General features: G+C 75.4%; 3 protein-coding genes. All 3 read right to left on the bottom strand.

What is annotated here, in order from left to right; genetic code table 11:
• Positions 1-50: 50 nt before the first annotated feature.
• The gene (locus tag ACIQ5Y_RS00695; protein ID WP_403873382.1) at positions 51-251 is read right to left on the bottom strand and encodes an MbtH family protein; all 201 of its coding nucleotides are present in this window, start codon (positions 249-251) and stop codon (positions 51-53) included.
• A 71-nt stretch (positions 252-322) separates the two neighbouring features.
• The gene (locus tag ACIQ5Y_RS00690; RefSeq protein ID WP_403873379.1) at positions 323-10,825 is read right to left on the bottom strand and encodes an amino acid adenylation domain-containing protein; all 10,503 of its coding nucleotides are present in this window, start codon (positions 10,823-10,825) and stop codon (positions 323-325) included.
• Positions 10,822-18,705, bottom strand: coding sequence for an amino acid adenylation domain-containing protein (locus ACIQ5Y_RS00685; protein WP_403873376.1), 7,884 nt, complete (start codon positions 18,703-18,705; stop codon positions 10,822-10,824). The genes ACIQ5Y_RS00690 and ACIQ5Y_RS00685 overlap by 4 nt, the downstream gene beginning before the upstream one ends.
• Between the last annotated feature and the right edge of the window lie 186 nt (positions 18,706-18,891).

The raw sequence follows: 18,891 nt of genomic DNA, 5'->3' as shown, positions 1-18,891 counted from the left end.
CAGCCCGCGGTGGGGTCTGCCGGGCGGCGTGGTGCCCGGGGATCGTCGGGTCAGCCGGCCATGCTCACGCGGAGGCTGAGCGGGCGCATGTCGGTCCACACCCGCTCGATGTGCGCGAGGCACTCCTCCTTGGTGCCGCGTACGTCCTGGTCGTGCCAGCCGAGCGGGACGGGCCGGCCGGCCTCCCAGAGGGAGTACTGCTCCTCGTCGTTGGCGACGACCAGGTACTGCTGCGGGGACGAGTCGTTCACGGCGTTCTCCTCGATGGATCAGGAATGCGGAAGGGGTGGTGGTGGAGCGGGGTGGAGCGGGGTGGAGCGGGTCAGGACGGCAGGGCCGCGGCCAGCAGCTCCGCCAGCGCGGCACTGTGCGGCGGGTCCACCAGGTCGTGGTGGTTGCCCGGGACCGCGGCCCGTACGACGGCGCCCGCGGTGCGCGGCCGCCAGGCCGCCGGGTCCACCAGCGGGGTCGCGAGCTCCGGGTGGCGCTCGTCGACCGTGAAGAGGTGCAGGCCGACGGCGAGCACGGCGTCGGTGCGGTAGGCGGCGGAGGCCGTCCCGTTCGCCTCGGCGACCCGCAGCACTCTGCGCAGGGCCTCCGTGGGGGACGTACGGGGGAGGGTGCCCTCCGCGCGGCCCCGGCGCACCAGGACGTCGAGCAGTTCCTCCTCGTCCAGTTCGCGCGCCGAGTCGGCGTCGATCCCGGCGGCGATTCCGTACCGCAGCAGGTCCGGATCGCCCGGCCCGGCAGCCGTACCGGCCCGGCCCCCGGGAGCCGCCCCCGGGGCGGCCGCGTCGATCAGGCCGAGGAAGGCGACCTCCTCGCCGGCGGCCTCCAGCCGGGCGGCCATCTCGTAGGCCACCGTCCCGCCGAACGACCAGCCGGCCAGCAGGTACGGGCCGTGCGGCTGCTCCTCGCGCAGGGCGGCCAGGTAGCGCTCGGCCATCTCGGGCACCGTCTCCAACGGCCTCTCCTCGGTGTTGTAGCCCACCGACTCCAGACCGAGGATCCGCCGGTCGCCCCCGGGACGGGCGGACAGGTCCCGCACCAGGTCCCGGTAGCAGACGACATCGCCGCCCCGCGGGTGGACGAGGACCAGCGGCGGCCGGGAGGGGTCACCGTCGGCCAGCGGGACCAGCAGCCTGGCGGCGGCCGCCCCCGCGTCCGGCAGCGCCTCGCACAGCAGCTCCACGGTGCGCCGACGGAACACCATGTTCAGCGGCAGCTCCACCCCGAACTCCCGGCGCACGGCCGCCATCAGGGCGAACGCCTTGAGCGAGTGGCCGCCGAGCGCGAAGAAGTCGTCACGCACCCCGATCGGGGCCGTGCCCAGGGTCTGTTCCCACAGCCGCGCCATCCGCAGCTCGATCGTGTCGCGCGGGGCGATCCGCCCGGCGCCGTCACCACGCGCGGCGTCCGCCGAAGGGGCCGGCAGCGCCTTGCGGTCGAGCTTGCCGTTCGGGGTGAGCGGGAGTCGCTCCAGGGCGGTCAGGACCGCCGGGACCATGTACTCGGGGAGGTCCTGGCGCAGGAAGTCGCCGATCTCGCGCACGTCGCCTTCCTCGTCCCGCCAGGTCACGTAGCCGGCCAGGACGGCGTCCACCCCCGTGCCGTGGACGGCCACGGCCGCCGCCAGCACCCGCGGGTGTCGGGCGAGCGCGGACTCGATCTCGCCGAGCTCCATGCGGTGGCCGCGCACCTTCACCTGGCCGTCGGCCCGGCCCCGGTACTCCAGCGTGCCGTCCGCGAGCCGGCGTACGAGGTCACCGGTGCGGTACAGCCGTTCGCCCTCCCCGTACGGATCGGGTACGAACCGGTCCGCGGTCAGCCCCGGCCGCCCGTGGTAGCCGCGTGCCACCCCGTCACCGCCGATGTAGAGCTCGCCGAACACACCCACCGGCACCGGGCGCAGCCCCGCGTCCAGTACGTGCAGCCGGGTGTTGGCGAGCGCCGAGCCGATCGGCACGGGCCCGTCGCCGACGGGACCGGACAGCCGGTGCGCCGTGGACCAGACGGTGGTCTCCGTCGGCCCGTACACGTTCCAGACGGTGCCCAGCGCCGTGCGCATCCGCTCGGCCAGGGCCGCCGGCAGCGCCTCGCCGCCGCACAGCGCCCGTACGTGGGGCGCCTCCCAGCCGGACTCCATCAGCTGGTGCCAGGTGGCCGGAGTGGCCTGGACGACCGTGACCGGTACCGAGTCCAGCTCCTTCGCGAGGAGGGTGCCGTCCCGCGCGGTCTCGCGGTCGACGACCCGTACGGTCGCTCCGCACACGAGCGGGACCAGCAGCTCCAGCACGGCGATGTCGAAGGAGGCGGTGGTGACGGCCGCGACCGTGTCACCGGCCGTCAGTTCCAGCCTGCGGACCATGTCCCGGGTGAAGTTGGCCAGCGCACGGTGCGGGACGGCGACCCCCTTCGGACGTCCCGTCGAGCCCGAGGTGTAGAGGGCGTACGCCAGGTGCTCCGGCGCCGGCCGCACGGGTGCGAGGTCGGCCGGCGCGCTCCCGTCCGCGGCCAGGGCGTCGAGGTCCACCACGGCGACCCCGTCCGGGGCCTGCGCGGCGCCGGACAGCCCCGAAACCACCAGCACCCGGGCGCCGCTGTCCGCGAGCATGTAGCCGATCCGGTCGGCCGGATACCCGGGGTCGACGGGCACGTACATGCCGCCGGACCGCAGGACGCCCAGCAGCGCCGCCGGCAGCAGCACGGAGCGCTCCGCGCAGACCGCCACCGCGGCCTCTGGACCGACACCGAGGCGGGTCAGCTCCCGGGCCAGCCGGCCCGAGACCTCCCACAGCCCGGCGTACGTCAGGCTCCGGTCGCCGTCGTCCACGGCGACCGCCCCCGGCGTCCGGGAGACCTGCTCGCCGACGAGCACGGGCAGCGGCCGGTCGGCGGCCGGCTCGACGGACCCGACACCCGCGCGCAGGATCCGGCGCTCCTCGGCCGGGCCCATCAGGGGCAGTGCACCCAGCGGGGTCGTGGGATCGGCCACCGCGGCCGTGAGCAGCTCGGTGAGCCCCGAGGTCATGCGCTCGACGGTCGCCCGGTCGAAGAGGTCGGTGGCGAACACGGCCTCACCGCGCAGCGCGCCCTCCTCCTCGACGAAGTACAGCGAGAGGTCGAACTTCGAGGCACCGCTGGCGAGCGAGAACGGTTCGACGTCCAGGCCGGTCGGCGCGGGCGGTGCGGCGGCCTCCTCGTCGAGCACCAGCATCACCTGGAACAGCGGGTTGCGGCTCGGGTCGCGCTCCGGCCGCACCTCCTCCACGAGGCGCTCGAACGGCACCTCCTGGTGGGCGTAGGCCCCCAGCGCCGTCTCCCGGGCCCGGTCCAGCAGTTCGCCGAAGGCCGGGTCGCCGGACAGGTCGGTACGCAGCACCAGGTTGTTGACGAAGAAGCCGATGAGCGGCTCCAGTTCGGTGCGGTCGCGGCCGGCGATGGGGGAGCCCACGGCCACGTCCTCGCCGCCCGACCAGCGCGCCAGCAGGGCCTGGAAGCCCGCCAGCAGCACCATGAACAGCGTGGCGTCGTGCCGGCGCCCCAGGTCGCGCAGCCGGCGCAGCAGCGGCTCGGGCAGCTCGAAGGAGAACTGCTCGCCGCGCCCGGACGGGGTGGCCGGCCGGGGCCGGTCGGTGGGCAGGTCCAGCGGGGCCAGGCCGCCGAGGCGCCCGCGCCAGTACCCCAGGGTGTCCGCGAGGGCGTCGTCACCGAGGTGGTCGCGCTGCCAGGAGGCGAACTCGCGGTAGGAGACCGCGAGTTCCGGCAGCGGCTCGGACCCTTCGATGGTGCGGGCCCGGTAGGCGGCGAAGAACTCCCGCCAGAACACCCCCACCGACCAGCCGTCGAAGGCGATGTGGTGGGCCACTATCACCAGCAGGTGCTCCCGCGCCGCGATCCGCACCAGCCGGGCCCGCAGCGGACCCGCGGCCGTCAGGTCGAAGGGCAGCGCGGCGTCGTGCGCGGCCAGCTCACGCGCCCGCTCGTCGGCCGCCGGCGCACCGAGCTCCGAGAGGTCGGTGAAGTCGGGGGCGAACAGGGAGGCTGGACCGGGCACGACGCGGGCCGCGAAGGCCCCCTCGCCGCCGCCTTCCCCGGTCTCCTCGATCCGGGAGCGCAGCACCTCGTGCCGGGCGACGACGTCCGTCAGCGCGCCCAGGGCGGCGGCGGTGTCGAGCTCCCCGGTCAGCCGCAGGGCGCCGGGCATGTTGTAGTCGGGCCGGCCCGGCTGGAGCCGGTCCAGCAGCCACAGTCGCTGCTGCCCGAAGGACAACGGGCCGGGCCCCTCGGGCAGCGAGGGGATCGCCGCTCCCGTCGCGTCCGCCGCGACCCGGGAGGCCAGCGCCCGGGCCAGGTCCTCGGCCACCGGGTGGCGGAAGAGCAGCTGCATCGGGATGTCCTGGTCCAGCAGGGCGCGCAGCCGGGAGATGACCCGGGTGGCGCGCAGGGAGTGCCCGCCCCGCTCGAAGAAGTGGTCACGGACCCCGATCGGGCCCTCGCCGAGCACCTCCTCCCAGACCTCGACGACCGTCCGCTCCAGCGGGGTGCGCGGAGCCACGTGCGCCCGGTGCCCGCCGGACCGACCGGCCTCCGGCGCGGGCAACGCCCGGCGGTCGGTCTTCCCGTTCGGGGTCAGCGGCATCGCGTCCAGCACCACCAGCGCGGACGGCACCATCGCCGCCGGCAGGGCCGCGCGGACGAAGTCCAGCACGGCGGCCGGATCACCGCCGCCCTCGCGCCACACCACGTACCCGGCGAGCAGCCGGTCGGCGCCCTCGCCGTGCGCGGCGGCCACGGCCCGGGCCACGTCCGGATGACGCAGCAACGCGGCCTCCACCTCGCCCAGCTCGATCCGGTGGCCCCGGACCTTGACCTGGTTGTCCCGGCGGCCGTGGAACTCCAGCACCCCGTCGGACCGCAGTCGCGCCAGGTCGCCGGTGCGGTACATGCGCGCGCCGGGCGGCCCGTACGGGTCCGGCGGATAGGCCTCGGCGGTACGCGCCGGATCGCCGAGGTAGCCGCGGGCCACCCCGCGTCCGGCGATGAACAACTCACCGATCGCGCCCCGGGGGAGCGGTTCGAGGTGCTCGCCGAGTACGAGGACCCGCGCGCCGGGCAGCGGCCGCCCGATGGGGATGCGGCCCGCCTCGATGTCGGCGTCCGTCACCACGTGGTACGTGGTGGTGTTCGTGCACTCCGTCGGACCGTACTGGTTGACCAGCCGCAGCCGGCCGGGCAGGCCCAAGGTGCGGGCGGCGCGCGCCAGTCCGGGCGACAGCGCCTCACCGGTGGTCATCACGAGCCGCAGCGCCGCCGCGGGTTCGGTGACGGCGGCGACCAGCGGTTCCAGCATCGACGGGACGATCGACAGCAGCGCCGTCACGTGCTCGCCGTGCAGCAGCCGGGCCAGCGCCTCCGGGTCCCCGGCCTCGTCCTGCGAGGCGAGCACGATCCGCCCGCCGGTGGTCAGCGGGGCGAACAGGTCACGCACCGAAGGGTCGAAGGTCAGCGCGGTCCGGGCGAGCACCGCGTCCTGGGGGCCGAGCCCGAAGGTGGCGGTCAGCGCAGCCAGGTAGCCCGTGATGGCGCCGTGCGTGACGGCCACGCCCTTGGGGCGGCCGGTGGACCCGGAGGTGTACAGCAGATAGGCCAGGTGCGCCGGGGAGGCCGAGGCGGGCGGCTCCGTGGCGGGCAGCGCGTCCACCAGGTGCCGCTCGGCGTCCAGGTCCAGAACCGGTACGTCGCCGGTCAGCTCCGTGGGCGGCCCGGCGGGCAGACCCGCCGTCAGGACCAGGTGGGCGCCGCTGTCGGCGAGGACCGTACGGAGTCGCTCGGCCGGGTGTCCCGCGTCGAGGGGCACGTAGGCGCCGCCGGCCTTCAGGACCGCGAGGACGCACACGAGCATGCGCGGGTCGCGGCCGGCCAGTACGGCCACCCGGCTCTCGGGGCCGGTGCCGAGCTCCCGCAGACGGTGGGCGAGCCGGTTGGCGGCCGCGTCGAGCTCCGCGTAGGCGATGGTGCGGCCCTCGCAGGTCACGGCCGGGGCGTCCGGCCGCAGCCGGGCCTGTTCCGCCACCAGGGAGTGCAGGGTCCGGGCCGCCCGCCGGTCCGTGCGCGGTACGGACTCCTCGCCGAGCAGGGCGGCGTGCTCCTGCGGGGACAGCACGTCCAGCCGGGACAGCGGCGCGTCGGGGGTCTCGGCCGCACCGGCCAGCAGCCGCAGGTAGTGGCCGCCGAACCGCTCGACCGTGGCCCGGTCGAAGAGGTCCGTCGCGTACTGCACGGTGCCGGTCAGCCCGCCGGGGTGCTCGGTCATCGCGAGGCTGAGGTCGAACTTGGCCGTCCCGTTGGAGGTGTCCAGGCTCTCGACCTCCACACCCTCCAGCGGCAGCGCGTCGAGCTGCTCGGGATGCAGCTGGAACAGGACGTCGAAGAGCGGGTTGCGGCTGAGGTCGCGCTCCGGCCGCAGCTCCTCCACCAGCCGGTCGAAGGGGACGTCCTGGTGCTCGTACGCGGCCAGCGCGGTCCGGCGCACGCGGCCCAGCAGTTCGCCGAAGGCCGGGTCGCCCGACAGGTCGGTGCGCAGCACCAGGGTGTTCACGAAGAAGCCGACGAGCGGCTCCAGTTCGGTGCGGTCACGGCCCGCGATGGGCGAGCCCACCGCGATGTCCGCCTGCCCCGTGTAGCGGGCCAGCAGCGCCTGGAAGCCGGCCAGCAGCACCATGAAGAGGGTCGCCCCGCGCTCGCGGGCCAGCGCGCCGAGCCGCTCGGCGAGCTCGGCCGGGACCTCGAAGACGAAGGCGTCACCCGCGCCCGAGCGCACCTGGGGCCGCGGCCGGTCGGTCGGCAGTTCCAGGGCCGGGAGGCCGGCGAGGGCTGCCCGCCAGTGGGCGATGCCCGCATCGGCCTCGCCGTCCGCCAGCCGGCGCTGCTGCCAGTACGCGAAGTCCCCGTACTGCACCGGCAGATCCGGCAGTACCGGACGCTCGCCGCGGCGCAGGGACGCGTAGGCCCCGGACAGCTCCCGCCACAGCACCGGCATCGACCAGCCGTCGCCGACGGTGTGGTGCAGGACCAGCACGAGGAGGTGCTCGTCGTCGGCGACCCGCACCACGCGGGCCCGCAGCAAGGGCGCCGAGCCCAGGTCGAAGGGCGCGGCGGCGTCGGCGTGGGCCAGGCCGAGCGCCCGCGAACGGGCCTCCTCGCGGTGCAGGTCCCCCAGGTCGGTGCGGACGGGGACGAAGACCTCCGGCGCCTCCACGACCTGTACGGGGCCCGACGGGCCCTCGGCGATCCGCGAGCGCAGCACCTCGTGGCGGGACACCACCGCGCACAGCGCGGCGGCCAGCGCGTCGGCGTCGAGCGGGCCGTGCAGCCGGGTCGCGACGGGGATGTTGTAGTCGGGGCGGCCGGGCTGGAGCTGGTCCAGGAACCACAGCCGCTGCTGCGCGAACGACAGCGGCGCGGGCTCCCCGGCCGGCCGGGCGCCGATCGCGGTGACGGCGGTCGTCGGCGCGGCGGCGTCGGGGCCGTCGCCGCGCAGGGCGTCCAGCGCCGACGCGAACCGTTCCAGCGTCGGGTGCTCGAACAGCAGCCGCAGCGGCACGCCCGTGCCCAGGCGGGCGCCGAGCCGTGACACGGCGCGGGTGGCCCGCAGCGAGTGGCCGCCCAGGGCGAAGAAGTCGTCGTGGCGGCCGATCCGCCCGGTGCCCAGCACCTCGCCCCACACGGCTGCGGCGAGCTCCTCGGTCGCGGTCGCCGGCGCCGCGAACTCGGCCCGGAGCAGCCCCTCCTCGGGGGGCGCGGGCAGAGCGCGCCGGTCCAGCTTGCCGTTCGGCGTCACCGGCAGCGCCGCGAGCGGGACGATCGCCGAGGGCAGCATGTACGCGGGCAGCCGTGCGGCGAGCGCCCCGAGCAGTTCGGCCGGGTCCGCCACCTGCCCCTCCGAGGGCACCACGTAGCCGACGAGGCGCTGCTCGCCGGGGGTGTCCTCGCGGACGACCACCGCGGCGTGCCCGACCTGCGGGCAGCGGGCCAGCTCGGCCTCGATCTCGCCCGGCTCGATCCGGTGGCCGCGGATCTTGACCTGCTGGTCGCGGCGGCCCAGGTAGTCGACGGTGCCGTCGGGGCGCCGCCGGGCGAGGTCGCCGGTGCGGTACATCCGGGCGCCCGGGGCGCCGTACGGGTCAGGGGTGAACTGCCGCGCGGTCAGGCCGGGTCGGCCCAGGTAGCCGCGGGCCACGCCGGTGCCGCCGATGCACAGCTCGCCGACGGCGCCCTGCGGGACCGGGCGCCCGCGCTCGTCCAGGACGTACAGGCGCGTGTCGTCCAGGGCGGTGCCGATCGGGATCCGGCCGTCCACGACGGCCCCGGCGCGGGGGTCCAGCCGGTGGCCCGTGGCGAAGGTGGTCGTCTCGGTGGGGCCGTAGACGTTGACCAGGACGGTCTCAGGAGCCCGCTCCAGGGCCCGGGCGAAGGAGTGCGGGGAAGCGGCCTCGCCGCCCGTCCACACCTCACGCACCCGCGTCAGGAGCTCCACGCACTCCTCGACCACCAGGTTGAACAGGGCGGCCGTGAGGAACATCGAGGTGATCCGGTGCTCCTCCACCAGCCGGGCCAGGGCGGCGGTGTCCACCCGGCCGGGCGGCGCCATGACCACCAGTCCTCCGGACAGCAGCGGCGCCCACAGTTCGTACGTCGAGGCGTCGAACGACAGCGGCGAGTGGGCCAGCACCCGACGGTGCGCGGCGCCGAAGGCGGTGTCGCGGGCGAGCGCCGCGACGTTGGCGTGGGTGACGCCGATGCCCTTCGGCTCGCCCGTGGAGCCGGAGGTGTACATCACGTACGCCAGCTGGTCCGGCGTGCAGGGCGGGTACGGGACCGGGCTGGCCGGGTTCCCGTCCGCCGGGGCGTTCACGTCGAGCACCGGCACGGGCGAGGTACGGACCGCCTCGTGATCGGCCGTCGCCGGATCGGCGAGCAGCAGACGGGCGCCGGTCCGCTCCAGCATCCAGTGCAGTCGGGCGACGGGGAACCCCTCGCCGAGCGGGACGTAGACCCCGCCGGCCTTCAGGACGCCCAGGATCGCCACCGGGAGCCGGACCGAGCGTTCCATCAGCAGGGCCACCGGGGTCTCGCGCCCCACCCCGGCGGCGTTGAGCCGGGCCGCCAGCAGGTCGGAGCGGGAGTCGAGTTCGGCGAAGCTGAGGCGGTCGGTGCCGCAGACCACGGCGTCGGCGCCCGGGGTGCGCCGGACCTGCTCGGCGAACAGCTCGACCAGACCGGCCGGGGCGAGGTCCGGGCGGTGCGCGCCGTGCCCCTCGGCCGCGAGCCGGGCCGCGGTCGCGGCGGAGGGCAGCAGCTCGGCCACGGGGCGGTCGGGCTCCTCGGCGGCGGATGCCAACAGCTCCAGGTAGTGGCCGAGGACGAGTTCGGCCGTGGCCCGGTCGAACAGGTCGGTGTCGAAGACCAGCGAGCCGGAGCAGGTCTCGGCGCCCTCGGAGACGAAGACGCTCAGGTCGAAGAGGGAACCGCCGAAGTCGGTACGCACGGCCCGCGCGTCCAGGCCCGGCAGCCGCAGACCGGCCGTCTCGTCCGGAGCCGACGCGAACATCACCTGCACGAGCGGGTTGCGGTCGCCGACCCGCTCGGGGCTCAGGTGCTCCACCAGTCGGTCGAAGGGCACCTCCTGGTGGTCGTACGCGTCCACCGTCGCCCGGCGCACCCGGCCGAGCAGCTCGCGGAATCCGACCTCGCCCGACAGATCGGCGCGCAGCACCACGGTGTTGACGAAGAACCCGACGAGGGGCTCCAGTTCCACCCGGTCGCGCCCGGCCACCGGCGTGCCGACGGCGATGTCGGTGCGGCCGGCGTAGCGGGCCAGGGCGGCCTGGAAGCCGGCCAGCAGCGTCATGAAGAGGGTGGCGCCGGAGCCCTCGGCGATTGCGCGCAGCCGTGCGGTGAGCGGCGCGTCGAGGGTGAAGTCCAGGCTCGCGCCGTTACCGCTGCGGCGGGTGGGCCGGGGCCGGTCCGCGGGCAGTTCGAGGGGTTCCAGCCCGGCGAGGCGCTCCTCCCACCAGCGCAGCTGTCCGTTCATCGCACCGCTCGCGAACCGGTCGCGCTGGGTACGGGCGTACGCCTGGTAGTCCACGGGCAGCGGCGCATGGGCCGGGGGCCGCCCCGCGAGCAGGGCCGCGTAGCCCGCGGAGAACTCCTGCCAGAGCAGGCCCATGGACCAGCCGTCGGTGGCGATGTGGTGGACCACCAGCACCAGCAGGTGGTCCTCGGCGCCGAGCCGGATCAGCAGGGCGCGCAGCAGCGGGCCGGCCGAGAGGTCGAAGGGCCTGCGGACCTCCTCCCGGGCCAGGGCGTGGGCCCGCTCCTCCAGTTCGGCGAGGGGGGCGTCGCCCAGGTCCAGCACCGGCAGCGGGAAGGCCTCCGGGGCGGGTAGGACCACCGGGTGCGGGGCGCCGTCGCGGTCCTCGAAGACGGTGCGCAGCGGTGCGTGACGGGCCACGACGGCCGTCAGGGCCCGGCGCAGCGGCTCCGGGTGGAGGGGGCCGCGCAGCCGCACGACCTCGGGGATCGCATAGCCGGGAGTGCCGTCCGCCATCCGGTCCACCAGCCACATCCGCTCCTGGGCGAACGAGGCGACGGGTTCGGTGTCCGGCCCGTCGGCGCCCGGAGCGGTGACCGGCGCCGGCGCGGCGGCCGGACCGGCCGCCGTGTCGTCCAGCGCGGCGCGCACACGGCGGCGCAGCAGTTCGCGGGCGGCGGCCAGGCGGCCGTCCGTGCCGGCGGCCGGCAGGCTCTCCTGGGTGGTCACGAGGTCTCTCCCTGAAGTACGAGTGAAGGAACGGTGCCGTCGGCGGCGGCGAACGGGGCCGGTTCGGCCTCCAGTTCGGCAAGCAGCACCGTTTCGACGGCGATGGCGAGGGCGGCGACGGTCCGCTGTTCGAAGAGGGTGTGCAGGGGCAAGTCCAGGCCGAGGGACTGGCGCAGCCGGGCCGCCACCCGGGTGGCGCTCAGCGAGTGCCCCCCGAGGGCGAAGAAGTCGTCGTGGCGGCCGATCCGCGGCGCGTCCAGCACGGAGGCCCACACCATGGCGACCAGTTCCTCGGTCTCCCCGGCGGGCGGCTCGTACCCGGTGGCGGCCGCCGCGGCGGGCGCCGGGAGCGCCCTGCGGTCGAGCTTGCCGTTCGGTGTGACGGGCAACCCGTCCACGACGACCAGCACCGGCACCATGTATTCCGGCAGGGAGCGGGCCAGTTCGGCGCGCATCGGCTCGGTGTCCGGGGCCGGGTCCGCCCCGGCCTCCGGGACGACGTACCCGACGAGCCTGCGCTCGCCCGGGATGTCCTCGCGGACCACGACCGCGGCCCGGCCGACGCCGTCGAGGTGGCCCAATGCCGTCTCGATCTCGCCCAGTTCGATCCGGAAGCCGTGGATCTTCACCTGGTCGTCGGTGCGGCCCAGGTACTCCACCGAGCCGTCGGCCCGGTGGCGGGCCAGGTCACCGGTTCGGTACATGCGCGAGCCCGGCGGGCCGAACGGGTCCAGGGGGAAGCGCTCCGCGGTCAGCGCCGGGCGCCGCAGGTATCCGCGGGCCAGGCCCGCGCCCGCAAGGAACAGCTCGCCGGCGACCCCCACCGGGACGGGACGGCCCCGCGGGTCGAGCACGTACAGCGAGGTGTTCCAGATGGGCCGGCCGATCGGCACGGGCCCGGCGTGCTCGCGGCGGCAGTCCCAGTGCGTGACGTCGACGGCCGCCTCCGTGGGCCCGTACAGGTTGTGCAGGGGCACGTCGAGCACATCGAGGAACCGGTTCTTCAGCTCCTCCGGAAGGGCCTCGCCACTGCACACGACCCGCCGCAGCGACCGGCATCGGCCCGCCTCGGGATCCTCGACGAAGGCCGCCAACATGGACGGGACGAAGTGGACGGTGGTGACCGACTCCTCCTGGATCACCCGGGTGAGGTAGGCGGGGTCCTTGTGCCCGCCCGGCTCGGCGACCACCAGGGTCGCGCCGGTGATCAGCGGCCAGAAGAACTCCCAGACCGACACGTCGAAGCCGAACGGGGTCTTCTGGAGCACCCGGTCGTCCGCGCCCAGCCGGTACCGGTCCTGCATCCACAGCAGCCGGTTGACGATGGCCGAGTGTTCCACGACGACGGCCTTGGGCCGCCCCGTCGACCCGGACGTGTAGATGACGTACGCGGGGTGCCCGGGGAGCGGCGCCGGCCCCACCGCCCCGGGGTCCCCGTCGGGAACGGCCCCCGGATCCAGCCGGAGCAGGTCCGCCGGGACCGGCAGCGCCGCCGCCACCTCGTCGTCCGCGAGCAGCAGCACCGGGTCGGCGTCGGACAGCAGGTACGCGATCCGGTCCGCCGGCAGCGAGGGGTCCACCGGAAGGTAGGCCGCCCCCGCCTTCAGCACGGCCAGCAGCGAGACCACCATCTCGGGGGAGCGGTGCAGGGCGACCGCGACGATCTCCTCCGGACCGGCGCCCCGGGCGCGCAGGGCCCGGGCCAACCGCTCGGCACGGGCGTCGAGTTCGGCGTACGACAGGCGCGCGCCGCGGAAGACGGTCGCCGGGGCGTCCGGCGTCCTGGCCACCTGCTGCTCGAACAGCTCCACCAACGTGGTGTCGGGGACGGGCACGGCGGTGCCGTTCCACTCCCGGATCAGCCGGTGCTGCTCCGCGGACAGCAGGTCCACCTCCCCGACCGCGGTGGCGGGGGCGTCGGCGACGGCCGTGAGCAGCCGCTCCAGTGCCTCGGCCAGGCTGCGCGCCGTCCGCGCGTCGAGGACGTCCGTGCGGTGGTCGAGGTGCAGCCGCAGCCGATCCCCGGGCAGCACGATGAGGTTGACGGTGTAGTGGGTGGCGTCCGAGCCCTCCACCCCGGTCAGCCGCGGTCCGCCGGCCAGCTCGCGCATCGACTCAAGATCGAGCGGGTAGTTCTCGACGACGACCGTGGTGTCGAAGAGGGCACCCAGCCCGACCGCCCGCTGGATGCCGGCGAGCCCGACGTGCTGGTGGTCCATCAGCTCGGCCTGCTCGTCCTGGAACCGGGCGAGCGCGGCCAGCAGCGGTTCGTCCTCGCGGATTCCGAACCGCACGGGCAGGGTGTTGATCAGCAGGCCGACCATGTCCTCGATGCCCGCGATGTCCGCGGTCCGCCCGGAGACGGTCCCGCCGAACACCACGTCGTCCCGCCCGGTCACCCGGCCCAGCAGGATCGCCCAGAGGCCCTGGACCACGCTGTTGAGGGTCACGCCCGCGGTACGGGCCCGCGCGGTGAGCCGGGCCGTCAGCTCGGCCGACAGCTCCACCGGGATCCGCTCGGGCAGCTCCTCGATCCGGTTCGGATCGGCCGCGCCCAGCAGGGTCGGCTCCTCCAGCCCGGCCAGCGCGGTGCTCCACGCGGTTTCGGCGGCGCCGTCGTCCTGGTGGGCCAGCCAGTTCAGGTGCGAGCGGTACGGGACCCCTTCGGCGACCGGACCGGCCGCGGCGAGGCCGCCGGAGTCGCCGGGGCCGCCGGGGCCGCCGCATTCGGCGTATCCGGTGAGCAGTTCGCGCAGCAGGACCGCCGAGGACCAGCCGTCCCAGACGATGTGGTGGTTCGTCATCACCAGCCGGTGCTCGGCCGCGCCGAACCGGACCAGGGTGAAGCGCACCAGCGGCGGCCGCTCCAGGTCGAAGCGGCGGGACCGGTCGGCCGCGAGCAGCCGCTGCCACTCCCGCTCCCGGTCCGCGGCGCCGAGTCCGCCCAGGTCCACGGCCTGCCACGGCACCTCGACGGACTCGACGACGATCTGCGCCGGCCCGTCGAGACCCTGGTCGGTGAAGGCGGAGCGCAGCGCGGTGTGGCGGCGCAGCAGCCGGTCGCAGGACGCCCGCAGGGTGTCCTCGTCCAGGGCGCCGTCCAGGGTGAGGACGATCTGGCCGGTGTAGGCGTCCATCGCGCCCGTGTCGAAGGCGGAGTGGAAGAAGAGCCCTTCCTGGAGCGGCGAGAGCGGCAGCACGTCGCAGAGTCCGGCGTAGCGCGCGGCCAGGGCGTCCGTCTCCGGCTGCGTCAGTCGGACCAGTGGCAGGTCACGGGGGGTGAGGCGGCGCGGTCGGGGGGCGCCCGTCCAGCCGGCCAGCAGGCGCAGGGCATCCTCCCAGGCCGTCACCAGGGCGTCCGCCTCGGCTTCGGTCAACAGGTCCGCGGGGTGGGTGACGACCGCGGTGAAGGCGGGTCCATCGGCGCCGTCCACGGCCATGGCGTCGATCTGCAGGGCGTGCTCGACGGGCATCGCCGCGTCCACCTCGGCCCGCAGTCCGCCGGCCTCGGGGGCGGGGCTCCACGGCGTCCCGTCGCCGCCGGCGAACCTGCCCAGGTAGTTGAACAGGATCCGGGGGCGCGGGAGCCCGGACAGTTCCGCGGCGGTCCGCGGATCGAGCCGGCTCAGCAGCCCGAAGCCCGTCCCGTGGTCCGGTACGGAGGCGACCGTCGAGTGGATCCGCGCGACCAGCTCGGCGAGCGCGTCGCCGCCCCCGGCCGCCGCGTCCAGGTCGAGGCCGTCCAGGTCGAACCGGACCGGGTACTGGGTGGTGAACCAGCCCACGGTGCGCGCCAGGTCGTGCCGGCCGGTGCGGTCGACGCGGCCGTGGCCTTCCAGGTCGACCAGCAGCGACCCCGGGGCGCCGCCGGGGGAGCGCAGCCCGTGCGCCGCGAGGACCAGTCCCGCGAGCAGCACCTCGGCCGGGCCGGTGCGCAGCGCGCCGGGCACCCCGGCCAGCAGCGGGCCGGCGACCTCGGCGGGCAGGTCGAGCGTCAGCGTGCGCGTGGCGCCGGCGGTGTCCCGCGCCGGGTCGGGGATCCGCTGCCAGGGCTCCCGCGGGTCCGGGGCGTCCCCGGAGCCCTCCAGCGTCGAGCGCCAGAAGGGGAGCTCGGCCTGCACCTCTGGTGAACCTGCCTGGAGTTCGAGATGGTGGGCCCACGCGCGGAACGAGACCTCGCCGTCCGCGGCCGGCAGCGGACGCCCGGCGACGGCGGCCTCCCAGGCCGTGGCCAGGTCGGCCGTCAGGATCCGCCACGACACCCCGTCCACCGCCAGGTGGTGCACGCACAGCAGCAGCCGGTCCGGCGCCGCCCCACCCGCGGCGAAGCGCACGGCCCGGAGCATCACCGAGGCCGCGGGGTCCAGCAGTCCGGCCGCCTCCCGGGCCGCCTCCGCCATGATCGCGACGCGGGCGGGCGCGTCCGACCCGGCCACGTCCACGGTGCGGTACAGCCGGGACACGTCGACCGAACCGGGCTCGCCGACCGTGCACAGCGGGCCCTCCGGGGCGACGGTCACGCCGAGGCGCAGCGCCCCGTGCCGGTCCACGACCGACTGGAGGACCCGTACGAGCGTCGCGTCGTCCGCGCCCTCGGGCAGCGTCAGCACCATGGACTGGCTGAACCGGCCGATGGGACCCGGCCCGTCGAGGAGCCAGCGCATGACCGGTGTCGCGGGGAGCGGACCACACTCCGCGACGGCCGGACCGGTGGACGCGGAGGTCCCGTGGCCGGGCTCGCCGACGGCCGAGGCTAGGGCGGCCGGGGTCTTGTGCGCGAACACCTCGCGCAGGGTGAAGGAGAAGCCCCGGGCCCGCGCCCGGCTGGTCAGGCCGAGGGCGGTGATGCTGTCGCCGCCGAGCTCGAAGAAGTTGTCGTCTGGGGTCGCCGCGGTGCCGAGGGCCTCGGAGAACAGCTCCGCGAGGGCCAGCTCGGTGGCGCCGTACGCACGCTCGGGGCGCTCCGGACGGGCCGCGACCTCGGGTACGTTCAGCCGCGCGCGGTCGACCTTGCCACCCGGGGTGAGGGGCAGCCGGTCCACCGCCACGAAGGTGCGGGGCACCATGTAGCCCGGCAGGACCCGATCCAACTCCGCTGCCAACACATCCGGTTCGGGCGCCGGGCCGCCGTCGGCCGGCGGTGCCACGAAGGCGACCAGCCGGCGGGCTCCGCCCGCGGGGGCGTGCACGACGACCGCGGCCTGCCCCACCGAGGGCTGCCGGCCGAGCACCGCCTCGATCTCGCCCAGTTCGATCCGGTGGCCATTGATCTTGACCTGGCGGTCCACCCGCCCCAGGAACTCCAGTTCGCCCCGCGCCGTCCAGCGCACGAGGTCGCCCGTCCGGTACATCCGCGCACCGGGCACACCGGCGAAGGGGTCCGGCACGAAACGGTCGGCGGTCATGGCCGCCCGCCCCGCGTACCCCTGCGCGAGACCCGCACCGGCCACGCAGAGCTCGCCGGTCGCTCCCGGCGGCAGCAGCCGCAGCCCCCGGTCGACCACGTAGGCACGGTGGTTGACCATCGGGCGCCCGATCGGCGGGATCCTCCCGTCCGAGGGCGGAACCACCCGGTGCATGGTCACGGACACGGCCGCCTCGGTGGGCCCGTACGCGTTCCAGACCTCGCGGCCGTCCGTCGCCCAGCGGTCCACGGCGTCCCCGGACGGGGCCTCACCGCCCGTGGACAGGAACCGCAGCGCCGGCAGTCCCGCCGGGTCCAGCAGCGGCAGGAGCGCCGGCGGCAGGTCGGCGACCGTCACCGCGTGCTCGGCGAGCAACGCCTGGAGCAGGTCGACGTCGACCCGTTCGGCCTCGGTGGCGAGGACCAGGGTGGAACCGCTCAACAGAGAACCGAACACGTCCAGGACCGACACGTCGAACGACAGCGAGGCGAACCCGAGAAACCGCTCCGTGCGCCCGGACCCACCGGCCCCACCGGCCCCACCGGGACCGCCGCGGTCGCCGGACCCGAGGCCGTCGCCCGTGCCGCACAGCGCGAGGTGGCCGCGTACGAAGTCGACGGCCGCCGCGTGCGGGACGACGACGCCCTTCGGCTCGCCCGTGCTGCCCGAGGTGTACAGCAGGTACGCGGCGGACGCGGCCGGCACCGGCACGGACTTCCGGCCCAAGCGGGACCCGTCGGTCGGCGCGCTCGCGTCGACCACGCTCGGCAGGTCGTGCGGCAGCCGGTCGCGGCTGCTCGGCCCGGCGACGACCGTACGCAGCCCGGCGTCGCGCACGATGTACGCGATGCGCTCGGGCGGCAGGCCGGGGTCGAGCGGTACGTAGCAGCCGCCCGCCTTCAGGACGCCGAGCAGGGCCGCGACCATCGACGGGGAGCGCTCCACGCAGACGCCGACCGGGGTGCCCGGTTCGACGGCCGTGCGCAGCCGGTCCGCGATGTCCTCGGCCCAGGCGTCGAGCTCCCGGTAGGTGACCTCCTGGCCGGCGCAGATCACTGCGGCCTGCTCGGGGGTGCGCGCCGCCACCTCCTCGAAAAGCGCGTGCAGCGACGCGTACCCCGCCACGGGGTCGACGCCACCCTCGGCGAAGGCGGCGAGCCGCTCCTCGTCCTCGGTGGTCAGGAAGGGCAGCGAGCCGACCGGAGCCTCGTCCTCGGCCGAGGCGAGGGCGACCAGGAAGCGGGTGAACCGCACCCGCAGCTCGTCGAGTTCATCCGGGCCGACGTCGGCGGCGTCGCCCTCGACCTGTACGGTCAGCGGGCTTTCGCCACCACGGTCGTAGACGTTGAGGGAGACGTGCTCCACCGGGCCGACCGAGAGGTTGTGCGCGGAGGCGGGAGCACCGGCGAAGGACAGCTCGTAGTCGAAGGACATGAGGTTGACGGCCGCGTCCCACAGCCGGGGTCCGGTCCCGGTGAACTCCTCGATGCGGTACCGCTGGTGGCGCAGGGCCTCCTTGATGCCGGCCGAGGTGCCGCGCAGCAGTTCGCCGACCGTCGTGTCCGAGGTGACCGTCAGCCGCAGCGGCAGCACCTTGGAGAACATGCCGGGTGTCCGGCGGGCGTCCGGGGTGGTGCGGCCGGTGACCGGCAGACCCAGGACCACGTCCTCGGTGCCGCCCGCGCGGTGCAGGTGGGCGGCGGCCGCGGCCATCACCAGCGCCGACCAGCGCGTGCCGTGCCGGCGCGCCGCCTCGCGCAGGGTGCGGGCGTCGGCGGGGTCGAGGTCGCCGCTCACCCGCACCGTCGTACCCGAGGCGGGCGCCGGGACGCTGCCGGTGAAGGAGACGGGTTCGGGGGCTCCGTCGAGTCGGCCCCGCCAGAACTCCCGGTCCTCCGCGGACCGTTCGGAGCGGGCGTACTCCTCCTCCCCGGCCACGATCCGCTCCCACGGCGTGCTCTCGACGGCCGGTACGGGCTCGCCCGCGACCAGCGCCGAGTACACCTCGGCGGTCCGGCGCGCGAGGATCGAGCCGGTGACCCCGTCCGCGACGAGGTGGTGGTAGCCCTGCATCCAGCGGTACGTCGCCGGACCGGTCCGCACCAGGAGGTGCCGGCATACGTCCCCGGACGCCAGGTCCGTCGGCCGGGCCAGCTCGGCGCGCATCAGGCGCTCGGACTCGGCGTCCGGGTCAGGGTGGTCGCCGACGTCGACCGTCTCCATCCGCAGCGGCGGCGGACCGGCGGGTATCTGGTGCACCACTCCGTCCACCTCGGCGAAGCGGACGCACAGCGTCTCGGTTCCGGCCACCGTCGTGCGCACCGCCTCGGCGAGCAGCTCCGGATCCACCGCCCCGCGGATCTCCAGGTACTCGGCGATGGTGTAGTCGAGGCGGGTGGGGTCGAGCTGCTGTGCGAACCAGACGCCGTTCTGCGGCGGGGTCAGGGGCAGCGGCCCGCGGTCGTGAGTGGCCATGCGGTGGTCAGTCTCCTCAGTCGGATCGGTCGATCAACGACGACGTGAGGCCACTGTCCGCGACGGCCGGACGGTCCCGAAAGTCCCACTAATACGCCTCTTGACGACGCCCGATCCACCCGGAGAAATCCTCGGTACCGCGATCCCGTGACAGGTGGATCAAGGTGCCGCGGTCGGCGCCCATGA

It is taken from the genome of Streptomyces sp. NPDC096339 (assembly GCF_044762985.1).
Taxonomy (GTDB): Bacteria; Actinomycetota; Actinomycetes; order Streptomycetales; family Streptomycetaceae; genus Streptomyces.
The sequence above is the reverse complement of the archived record's forward strand: the minus strand, read 5'-3'. Positions and strand labels throughout refer to the sequence as shown.

Coding starts and splice junctions, on each gene's coding strand:
- ACIQ5Y_RS00685 (WP_403873376.1), bottom strand. CDS start 18,705: ATGGCCACTCACGACCGCGGGCCGCTGCCCCTGACCCCGCCGCAGAAC.